We start from the raw sequence: 8,645 nt of genomic DNA, 5'->3' as shown, positions 1-8,645 counted from the left end.
GTCCCGCGCCAGCGCCTCGCGCAGCGCCGGCCAGCCGCCCTCGCCCGCCCGGTCCGGCACCACCGCGTAGAGCACGTCGTGCAGCTCCGCCAGTGCCGGCCGCCGGCCGACGCCCCCGGCGATCCGCTCCCACAAGGCGAGCCGCATACCCTCCGCGCCCAGCGGGTCGTCCGCCCGGCTCGCGATCGCCACCACCCGGTGCGGCTCGTCGGACAGGTTCAGCTCCGCGGCCATCAGCCGCACGCTGCCCGTCCCCTCGAGCACGGCCCGCACGAGCTCGGCGGAGCGGCGGCGCTCGGCGTCCTCGGTGGCCCGCCGGCGCAGCAGGTGCAGCGCGACCACCGGCGCGGTGTCCGCGAACGCGGCCGCCCGCTCGTCGGAGACCGGTCCGGTCACCACCGCCCACATCGAGCCGAGCAGCTCGCCGCCCATCCGGATCGGCACGATCAGCCGCGGCATCGTGCCGTCCTGCTGGGCCGGCACGAAGATCGTCGTCCGGCCGCGGGACAGCTCGCGGAACACCCCGCGCGAGCGGAACCGGGCGAGCACGTCGTCGGGCACCCGGCGGCCCATGATCGTCGACACGCGCGCGGAGTCCGTACGGTCCTGGCGGGCGGAGTAGGCGAGCACCCGGGAGTTCGCGTCCTCGATGGTGACCGGCGCGTCGACGACCGCCGCGGCCGCGTCCGCGAGCCGGAACAGGTCGCCTAGACCACTCGGCCGGGTGTCACCTTCGAGCTCGTCGGCGGCCGCGTCGAGCACCGACCGCAGCAACCAGACGACCTGTGCCCACGCGGCGGCCGCGTGCACCTCGACCACCGCGAGCTCGGCCGTCTGGGCCGCCGAGCGCACCGCGCTGCGCGCCGGGAGCGGAGGCTTGAGCAGCACCGCCGCCGCGCCCTGCGCTCCGCAGTGGCGGATCAGCTCGACCGCGTCCTTGGCGGTGTGCACCGAGACGCCGAGCACCAGGTCGCCGTCGCCGACCTGGTCCTTGCGGCCAGCCTCGGCGATGACGACGTCGTTGACGTGGGTGGCCGCGCCGCCCAGCCGAACGTGCAGCAGTGTCGGCCCCACCCGGTCCACGACTCCCTGCACGGTGATCATTCGCGGTCCCCGTCCTCCGGGGTCTGGCGGATGATGTCGTCCGGCGTCAGCTGCTCGCGGCGGGTGGACAGGGCCCAGCGGTGGCCGAACGGGTCGACGACGACGCCGTAGCGCTCGCCGAAGAACATCTCCCGCACCGGCATCTCCACCGTGGCGCCCGCGAAGATCGCGCGCCGGGCCGCGTCGTCGACGTCGTCCAGCTCGAGCAGCAGCAGGACCGGGCTGCCGCCGACGGTCGGCGGCGCGAGCGCGCCCAGTCGCTCGACCTCCTCGCTCACGAGCAGCCGGCCGTCGCCCAAGGCCAGCTCGACGAACAGCATGGTGCCGTCCGGCAGCACGTTGCGGAACAGCTCCACCGCGCCGAACGCCGTGCGGTAGAAGGAGATCGCGGCGGTCACCTCGCGCACGAACAGGTGCGGGGTGAGCGCGTGCGGACGCCTGCTCATGACGCCGATCTGCGCCGGCCGGCGAGCAGGCCGGCCTGCGCGGCCACGTCCACGAGCAGCGCCAGCAGCTCGGTCTCCCGGGTCGCGGCGGCCCGGCCGAGCTCGGTCAGCCGGTAGTACCGGCGCCGCGCGTCGTGCGGCTCGTCGGCCTCGCCGCCGGCGACCTCCTCGACGAGGCCGTCCGCGACCAGCCGGGCGATCGTGCGGTACAGGGTGCCCGGGCCGAGCTGGACCGAGCCGTCCGTCACCTCGTCGAGGAAGCGCATCACCGCGTAGCCGTGCGCCCGCCCGCCGGCGAGCGCGAGCAGCACCTGGTAGCCCGCGGGCGTCAGCGGCGGCGGGTTGCCTTCTGCCATGTCCACATAATACAGTCCAGCATTGCTATATCCGATGTGGCTATATCTGGAGGCTGACATGATCCGGGGCGTCAACCAGGTCGTGCTCTACGTCGAGGACCAGGAGCAGGCCAAGCGGTTCTGGGTCGACACGATGGGCTTCGAGCTCGCCGAGGACTCGCCCTACGGCGAGGAGCGCTGGCTGTCGGTGCGCAGCCCGGACGGCGCCATGCGGCTCGTGCTGAGCAAGCGTCAGCCGGGCTGGTCGGCCGGCGTGGAGCGGGAGGGCGTGCCGAACTCGCCGGTGTTCTTCTACGCCGACGACGTCGAGGCCACCTACCGCGAGCTGTCCGCGAAGGGCGTCAAGTTTCCCGAGCCGCCGGCGAAGCAGTTCTTCGGCTGGTGGTCGATGTTCGAGGACCCGGACGGCACCCGCTACGCGCTCGGCCAGAAGTGGGGCACGGACAACGGTTAGGCCAGCGCCTCCGCCACGAGGCCGGTGACGAAGGCCTGCCCGGCCGCGTTCGGGTGCAGCGGCACCGCCAGCTGCTCCGGGATCAGCCCCTCGACCCACTTGTCGTCCGAGCAGACGTCGTGGCCGAGGACGTCGCCCGGGTTGACGAACACCGCGCCGTTCGCGCCGGCCTGCTGGCCGAGCATCTCGTTGAGCCGGTGCTGCACGCCGTCGAAGTAGGGCACGTCGCCCCGGGCGAACGGCACGACCGGCCAGCAGCCGCCGGACGGCGGCAGGATGCGCAGGTAGCCGACGAGCACGACCGTCGCCTGCGGGGCCCGCTCGTGGATGCCGTCGAGGACCGCGTCGACCGCCGGGGCGGCGGCGTTGATCCGCTCGCCGAGCTGGTCGGTGCCGCCCTCGGTGAAGTGGTCCTCGCAGGGCGAACCGAACGGGTTGGAGAAGCTCTTCTCCGCGCACGTCTTGGCGATGTCGCTGAAGCCGATGTCGTTGCCGCTGATGCTGACGGTCACCAGGTTCGTGTCCGCGGTCAGCGCGTCGAACTGCGGCGCGGCGTCGCCGCCGGTCACCGACTGGGGCTGTGTCATGTGGACGGTCCGGGCGCCGCCGCAGGTCGCATCGACGAACGTGCTCGCGCCGAGGGCGGCGGCCACGCCGGACGGGTAGTTGTCGGTGGCCCGGGCGCAGCCGATGGGGTCGCCGTGGACGTTCTCCAGCGAGCCGACGGCGGCGAAGGAGTCGCCGAGCGCCACGTACTTCCCGACGGCCGGAGCGGCGCTCGCGGATGTGGAGACGGCGACCGTGGCGACCGTGGCGGTCGCGATCGCGGCGGCGGTGGCGAGCAGGGACAACGACCGGCGCATCGGAGACTCCAGTGTCTCGGGGGATCTACCCGTCGGTAGGCGACTTCGACAATGCGCGGTCGGTGAATTCCTGTCAAGACAACGAAAGTGGGGAACGCGGGGTCAGGACAGGGCTGTCCGGATCCAGTCGGCGACCGGCAGGTCGCGGCTCAGGCATTCGGCCGACAGGCGGATGGTCCAACGCAGCGCCTGGACCATCAGGGTGACCATCTCGTCGGGCGCGGCGTTGGCGAGCGCGATCTCGATGTGGGTCTTCGCGGCCTCGCTGTCGCCGTGCACCTCGGCCAGGAGCGTGCGGACGGCGGTGCGGACCGGAGGGTCCGCCTCGTCGATCGGCACCTCCTGGCCGTCGTTGTCGAAGACCTGCATCTTCACCGGCGCGGTGCCGCCCGAGCCGAGCGCGGCGACCATCGCGCTGCACTCGTGGAACAGCAGCAGCATCAGCTCCTGCGCGTCCTCGGCGCCGGCCGGGTTCGCCCGGAACGCCTCGGTCACCCGCTCGGCGGCGTCCTCGTCCGGCCCGGCATTCATCGCCGCGAGCGCCTGGCTCGCGGCTTCGACGATGCGGTTGTCTCGGTCGGATTCGGAGTCCGAGTCGGAGTGCGGGTCCACGGCCACATCTTCCACCAGTCGCGCTCGAGCCGGGATCAACCGGCGGAGACCGGTCGCGTGAGATCGGGCAACGTGGCCAGCGCGCCGGCGGCGACGGGCCGGCCGAACACGCCGCCCTGCAGGCTCGTCGCGCCCGCGGCGGCCCACCACCGCGCCTCGGCCTCGGTCCGCACGTCGAGCACCGAGCACTCCCGGCCGCCGGCGACGATGGCCGCCACCAGCCGCTCGGTCTCCTCGCGCAGCACCGGGCTCGCGGTGTCCCGCCCGGCCGCGCCCGCACCGTCCGCGGCGAGGGTGACCGTGTTGACCGCCGTGTCCGCCACCAGGTCCAGCTCGCGCGGGCCGCCCTGGAAGCCGCACAGCCCGGTCGACACGCCGAGCGCGGCGAGCACCTCGAGGTTGTCCCGCGCGTCGCCGTGGTCGTCCAGCACGGCGGCCGTGTCCAGCCCGATCTCCAGCAGGCTCGCCGGCACGGCGGTCCGCTCGATGGCCCGGTGCACCGCGCCCACCAGGTCCGCGTCGCCGGTCTGCAGCCGGGTCAGCTGGAGCCGGGCCAGCGCGCCGTCCTGCTCGCCGAGCACGGCCCGCAGCTCGATGAGGTGCCCGCACACCTCGGTCAGCACGTCCGGTCCGAGTTGGACGGACATGCCGGTGCGCTCGGCGAGCTCGACGCACTCCCGGTGGTCGAGCGGCTCCCCGTCCTCCCGCTCCCACACCAGCACCGGGCGCGCGGCGACCGCCCGCTCGGTGCCGTCGTCGAGGCGCACCACCGGCTCGTAGGCGACGCTCAGCTGGCCGTTCTCCCACGCCGCCGGCAGCTCGGCGGCGAGCGCGTCGCGCTCCCGGGCCCGCCGGTCGTCCGCTGCGTGGTAACCGGCCCACTGCCGGCGGCCGGTGGCCTTCGCCTTGCGCAGCGCGGAGTCCGCGGCCCGGAACAGCTCGGCGGAGGACATCTCGTCGGTGGCGCACCGGACCGCGCCGATGCTGGCGCCGATCCCCACGCCGCGCTCGTCGATGAACTCCGCCTCGGCGAGCTCGGTGTTGATCCGGTCGATCACGCCGTCGAGGTTCGGCGTGGCCGGCGAGTCCTCGATCAGCACGGCGAACTCGTCCGGGCCGATCCGCGCGACCAGCGCCCGCAACTGCCTGGCCACTTCCTCCAGCCGCCGCGCGACCGTCCGAAGTAGACTGTCACCGAAGTCGTGGCCGAGGCCGTGGTTGACCGCCGCGAACCCGTCCAGGTTCACGAAGCAGAGGGTCACCGTGCGGTCGGACTCGGCGCGGCCGAGGACGGACTCCAGCTTCGAGGCGAAGTGCTGCCGGTTGGGCAGCCCGGTCAGCGCGTCGTAGAGCAGCTGGTGGCTCAGCCTGTCCTGGAGCAGCTGCAGCTCGCTGATGTCCTGCACCATCGTGACGAAGTACGCGGGCTCGCCGGCGCCGTCGTGCAGCAGCGAGATCGCGAGGAACACCCACGCGGTGTCGCCGTCCTCCTTGCGCAGCCGGCGGTGCTCGTGCACGCGCTCCGCGCCGCCGGCCAGCACGCGGCGGTAGGCGGCCCGGACGTCACCGGGCGTGCCGCGCGGGTTGGGGTCCGCGTCGTCGGACAGGAAGAAGTCGGGCAGCGTCCGGCCGGCGAGCTGGCCGGGCGGGCAGGCGAGGATCTGGGACAGCGCCGGGTTCGACTCGACGCACATGCCGTCGAGGTCGGTGATCGCGATGCCCACCGCGGAGGAGGTGAACACCTCGCGGAAGCGGTTCTCGGTGGCGCGCAGGTTGTGCTCGGTGCGCACCATCGCGTTGAACAGCGCCTGCTTGACCTGCTCCTGCTGGGTGAGCGTGTAGCTGCGCAGGCCGTCGGCGTAGCCCGCGGACAGCGCGCCGAGCAGCGCGACGACCCGCCGGGCGAGCTCGGTGTCCGGGCTGGGCTCGACATCGCCGAGCAGGCCCTTGGTGAGCGAGTCGATCGTGGCGGCCAGCGCGGTCGGGTCGATGAAGCCCTCGTTGACGAGCCGGGCCCCGATCCGCATGCCGACGGGCTCCGGCCGGTCGTCGCCGGCGAGCGCGGCCAGCATCTCGTCGACGAGCTCGAGCAGTACCTCCTCGATCTCGACGACGGCGCGCGGGATGTAGGCGGAGGAGGTGGCGTTCGTCGTCCACGCGCGGGCCAGCTCCTCGCGCCGGGCTGCCGGCGGAGGGGTGGCGGGCACGGGCTGTCTGTCCATCACTCTGTAACCAAGACGATACTCAGCGACACCAAGGACCGGCAGGCGGGCCGGGGCCCACCGCCGTGGAGTCTGCCGTCGGTCAAGGCTTTCGGGCCACGCCGGCCCACAGCCCGTCGTTCACCGACGGATCCGGCGCGCTGCCCTCCGGTCGCCAGCGGGATGTGTTCACGAGGCCCGGCTCGACGAGCTCGAAGTCGCCGAAGAACTGGCCGACCTGCTCGTGGGTGCGCGTCACGACGTTGTTCTGCGTCCGCTTCATCATCTCCGTGAGCTCGGAGCCCTTCTCCTCGTCGAAGTCGGAGGTGAGGTGGGTCAGCGCGAGATAGCTGCCGGGCGCGAGCGCGTCCCGGTAGCTCGCGAACACGTTGAGCGGGTCCTGGTCGTCGAGGATGTAGTGGCCGATGGTGATCGCGAGCAACCCGATCGGCTGGTCGAAGTCGAGCAGCTGTCGGGTGACCGGGTCGTTGAGGACGAGCCGGGGGCGGGTGATGTCGGCCTGCACCATCGCCGCGTTCTCGTTGTGCTCCAGGATGAGCTGGCTGTGGGCCACGGCCACGTGCTCGTTGTCGACGTAGACCACGCAGGACGTCTCGTCGGCCTGCTGGGCGATCTCGTGCACGTTGCCGACGGTGGGGATGCCGGAGCCGAGGTCGAGGAACTGGCGGATGCCCCGCTCCACCATGAAGAGCACGGCACGGCGCATGAACGCCCGGTTCATGATGGCGAAGCGCTTCGCCTCCGGCTGGTGGCGCAGCACGAGCTCGACGAACTCGCGGTCGACCTGGAAGTTGTGGTTCCCGCCCAACACGTAGTCGTACGCCCTGGCCGCGCTGGGCTTCTCGAGGTCTACCGAGGTTGGAACCCAGTTGGTCTGTCGCGACACCGTGCACCTCTCGATTCGGAACTGTGACCGAAACAGTACTAACGGACACGGCGCCGTCGGAGTCGGGTTCACCCGGATGGACGAAGAAATTCGTTGTGGGTCAGCTGGCGGTCGACAGGTCGGCCGATTCGTCCGCGCCCGTTCGCGCGAGCGCGCCGAGGGCCATCTCACGCAGCATCGTCGCCATCCCGCCGCGGCCGAGGTGACGGCTGTGCGGGGTGGAGTTGATCAGACCGAAGACGGCGTGCGCGGCGGCGCGCGCGGTCGGCTCGTCGACGGCCGGCGCGGTGTCGCGGATCGCCTGCACCCACACCTCGACGTAGCGCCGCTGCAGCGCGCGCACGCGGCGGCGGTCCGGCTCGGTGAGGTTGCCGAGGTTGCGCTCCTGCACGGTGATCAACGCGGGGTTGTCCAGGGCGAAGTCGACCTGGAAGCGGATCAGCTCGGCCAGCACCGCGCCCGGCTCGCTGGCGTCGCGGCGCTGCTCGCCGCCGGCGAGCAGGTTCTCGCTGATCGAGGTCAGCATCTCCCCGAGCATCGCGTCCTTGCTGCGGAAGTGGCGGTAGAGGGCCGGCCCGGAGATCCCGACGGCGGCGCCGATGTCGTCGATGCCCACGCCGTGGAACCCGTGGCGCGCGAAGAGCTCCGCGGCCGCGGCGAGGATCTGCTCCCGGCGGGTCGGCACGCGCACATCGTAACCGGGCGGTTAGCGAGCGCTAACGCCACCGCGAACGGATCAGGCTCCTTTACTCCATTTGCGGCTCACTGGCAACTGTTAACGACCATCGAAGCGATTCCACGTCTTGTGACTGTCCGGTATCCATGAGTGACGTCAGGAAACTCACAGTGTGAGTTCAGTGTCAGTGGAGGTCGGGGATGCGCTTCTCGCGCAAGTACGTAATCGCCGCGTTCGTCGCGGTAGCCGCCAGCGCCGTGGGCGTAGCCGTGCCGGCGTTCGCCGCGGAGACCGCGGCCGGCAAGTACGTCGCGCTCGGCGACTCGTACGCCTCCGGCCTGGGCGCCGGCGACTACGGCGACAGCGGCAGCTGCAAGCGCAGCGCGAACGCCTACGCCCAGCAGTGGGCCAACACCCATGCGCCGTCGGCCTTCGAGTTCGCCGCCTGCTCCGGCGCGGTGACCGCCGACGTGCTGTCGAGCCAGGTCGGCGCGATCACGCCGGACACCGAGCTGATCACCATCTCCATCGGCGGCAACGACGCCGGCTTCGCGGACGTGATGACCGACTGCAACCTCGGGTCGGACTCCTCCTGTGTGAGCCGTAACCAGGAGGCGCAGGCGTTCGCGCAGTCCGAGCTGCCGGGCCGGTTGGACGGCGTCTACGCCGAGATCCGCAACCGGGCGCCGAACGCACGCGTGATCGTGGTGGGCTACCCGCGCATCTACACGCTGGACGGCGACTGCTCGGCGGGCCTCTCAGAGACCAAGCGCACCGCGATCAACCAGTCTTCGGACGTGCTGGGCGACGTCGTGTCGGCCCGGTCGGCCGCCGCGGGCTTCGAGTTCCTGGACGGTCGCTCGGCCTTCTCCGGCCACGAGATCTGCGCACCGGGCGACGACTGGTGGCTGAACAGCATCACGTTCCCGATCGAGGAGTCCTACCACCCGAACGGCGCCGGTCAGAACGGCTACTTCGGCGCACTCGTCGGCATTACGGGCTGACGTTCATTCGTGACAGCGGGCC

At 72.0% G+C, this 8,645-nt stretch carries 10 protein-coding genes; 2 read left to right on the top strand and 8 right to left on the bottom strand.

The genetic code is table 11. The features are described 5' to 3' along the window. From ACRDSK_RS28490 to ACRDSK_RS28480, 3 genes are all read right to left on the bottom strand, one after another. A partial coding sequence (locus ACRDSK_RS28490) for a PucR family transcriptional regulator (RefSeq protein WP_431444437.1) occupies positions 1-1,104 on the bottom strand: 1,104 nt, incomplete at its 3' end. Then, positions 1,101-1,550 carry a VOC family protein gene (locus tag ACRDSK_RS28485; RefSeq protein ID WP_431444436.1) on the bottom strand — a complete coding sequence of 150 codons (450 nt, stop codon included), beginning with the start codon at positions 1,548-1,550 and terminating at the stop codon, positions 1,101-1,103. The genes ACRDSK_RS28490 and ACRDSK_RS28485, both read right to left, overlap by 4 nt. Beyond that, complete coding sequence (locus tag ACRDSK_RS28480; RefSeq protein WP_431444435.1) at positions 1,547-1,906, bottom strand: PadR family transcriptional regulator; 360 nt, start codon at positions 1,904-1,906, stop codon at positions 1,547-1,549. The genes ACRDSK_RS28485 and ACRDSK_RS28480 overlap by 4 nt, the downstream gene beginning before the upstream one ends. 58 nt (positions 1,907-1,964) lie before the next feature. On the opposite strand from ACRDSK_RS28480, the gene ACRDSK_RS28475 reads away from it, so the two are divergent. Continuing rightward, on the top strand, positions 1,965-2,360 hold the full coding sequence (locus ACRDSK_RS28475) for a glyoxalase superfamily protein (protein WP_431444434.1): 396 nt from the start codon (positions 1,965-1,967) through the stop codon (positions 2,358-2,360). Here ACRDSK_RS28475 and ACRDSK_RS28470 read toward each other — a convergent pair. The 5 genes from ACRDSK_RS28470 to ACRDSK_RS28450 all read right to left on the bottom strand — a co-directional run bounded on the left by ACRDSK_RS28470 (position 2,357) and on the right by ACRDSK_RS28450 (position 7,628). Then, complete coding sequence (locus tag ACRDSK_RS28470) at positions 2,357-3,223, bottom strand: SGNH/GDSL hydrolase family protein (RefSeq protein WP_431444433.1); 867 nt, start codon at positions 3,221-3,223, stop codon at positions 2,357-2,359. The genes ACRDSK_RS28475 and ACRDSK_RS28470 overlap by 4 nt on opposite strands. A gap of 102 nt (positions 3,224-3,325) precedes the next feature. After that, on the bottom strand, positions 3,326-3,754 hold the full coding sequence (locus tag ACRDSK_RS28465) for a hypothetical protein (protein WP_431444438.1): 429 nt from the start codon (positions 3,752-3,754) through the stop codon (positions 3,326-3,328). Between the two features lie 116 nt (positions 3,755-3,870). After that, positions 3,871-6,057, bottom strand: coding sequence for a diguanylate cyclase domain-containing protein (locus ACRDSK_RS28460; protein ID WP_431444431.1), 2,187 nt, complete (start codon positions 6,055-6,057; stop codon positions 3,871-3,873). 82 nt (positions 6,058-6,139) lie between these two features. Further along, positions 6,140-6,943, bottom strand: coding sequence for an SAM-dependent methyltransferase (locus tag ACRDSK_RS28455; protein ID WP_431444430.1), 804 nt, complete (start codon positions 6,941-6,943; stop codon positions 6,140-6,142). A gap of 100 nt (positions 6,944-7,043) precedes the next feature. After that, positions 7,044-7,628, bottom strand: a complete 585-nt coding sequence (locus ACRDSK_RS28450; RefSeq protein WP_431444429.1) for an SACE_7040 family transcriptional regulator — start codon at positions 7,626-7,628, stop codon at positions 7,044-7,046. A gap of 191 nt (positions 7,629-7,819) precedes the next feature. Here ACRDSK_RS28450 and ACRDSK_RS28445 point away from each other — a divergent pair, with 191 nt between their 5' ends. Then, the gene (locus ACRDSK_RS28445) at positions 7,820-8,623 is read left to right on the top strand and encodes an SGNH/GDSL hydrolase family protein (RefSeq protein WP_431444428.1); all 804 of its coding nucleotides are present in this window, start codon (positions 7,820-7,822) and stop codon (positions 8,621-8,623) included. The last annotated feature ends 22 nt before the right edge of the window (positions 8,624-8,645 follow it).

The organism is Actinophytocola sp., assembly GCF_050699915.1.
Lineage (GTDB): Bacteria > Actinomycetota > Actinomycetes > Mycobacteriales > Pseudonocardiaceae > Actinophytocola.
Note: the sequence above shows the minus strand (reverse complement) of the source record. Positions and strands in the feature narration are given on the sequence as shown.

Bases quoted from the DNA above. Each gene is read 5' to 3' on its own strand.
- ACRDSK_RS28470 (WP_431444433.1), bottom strand. From the start codon at position 3,223: ATGCGCCGGTCGTTGTCCCTGCTCGCCACCGCCGCCGCGATCGCGACC.
- ACRDSK_RS28465 (WP_431444438.1), bottom strand. From the start codon at position 3,754: ATGAATGCCGGGCCGGACGAGGACGCCGCCGAGCGGGTGACCGAGGCG.
- ACRDSK_RS28480 (WP_431444435.1), bottom strand. From the start codon at position 1,906: ATGGCAGAAGGCAACCCGCCGCCGCTGACGCCCGCGGGCTACCAGGTG.
- ACRDSK_RS28475 (WP_431444434.1), top strand. From the start codon at position 1,965: ATGATCCGGGGCGTCAACCAGGTCGTGCTCTACGTCGAGGACCAGGAG.
- ACRDSK_RS28460 (WP_431444431.1), bottom strand. From the start codon at position 6,057: ATGGACAGACAGCCCGTGCCCGCCACCCCTCCGCCGGCAGCCCGGCGC.
- ACRDSK_RS28445 (WP_431444428.1), top strand. From the start codon at position 7,820: ATGCGCTTCTCGCGCAAGTACGTAATCGCCGCGTTCGTCGCGGTAGCC.
- ACRDSK_RS28485 (WP_431444436.1), bottom strand. From the start codon at position 1,550: ATGAGCAGGCGTCCGCACGCGCTCACCCCGCACCTGTTCGTGCGCGAG.